Here is a 536-nt window from a genome sequence, read left to right as displayed (position 1 = left end):
GAGTTGTTCCCGATGAGTTTCTAACCAAGACGAGGTTACGTCTGGATCGAGGCCTTCCTCTTGCCATCCGATATCGAGTCTCTCTTCGGGTTCTACGTAGAATATCGTCGGCAGGTCATCTTGGTCTTCAGGAATCGTCGGGATATCTCCTGTAAATTCGTTTAGGGCCTTTATCGAGTCTCTCACGACTGAACCCGCGCGATCGTAGTCGACTGTCAATATCTCTTGAAGCGTCTCTTGATCTAATCTTCCAACGGTAATGGCATCGTGTACGTGACGCTTATCAGGTGTCAAGTACGTTCGAACGTTTTCGAATTGAGATAGCTGGTCGGAGAGGTCTTCGTTCTTGGAGAAAATTGTGCGTTTCCAGTGACCTCCACCCATCATTATTGGGCCCCCAAACGTCTCACCACTCTCTCCATACAAGTCGTCGAAGCCAGATTCGATCAGGTCAGTATCATTTGACGAGTAGAACTCAAACTGGGCAACAGCGGCGAAATTTATCTCAAACGTATCTTCGGACATTGGTACGAATC

General features: G+C 47.9%; 1 protein-coding gene. It reads right to left on the bottom strand.

Annotation, left to right across the window (positions count from 1 at the left end; all coding sequences use genetic code 11):
- Positions 1–536 (bottom strand): hypothetical protein (locus tag DVK07_RS23045; protein ID WP_158603220.1); only part of this gene is annotated, 536 nt, incomplete at both ends.

The organism is Halorubrum sp. Atlit-26R (assembly GCF_003666015.1).
In the GTDB taxonomy this organism is placed as follows: Archaea; Halobacteriota; Halobacteria; order Halobacteriales; family Haloferacaceae; genus Halorubrum.
Note: the sequence above shows the minus strand (reverse complement) of the source record. Positions and strands in the feature narration are given on the sequence as shown.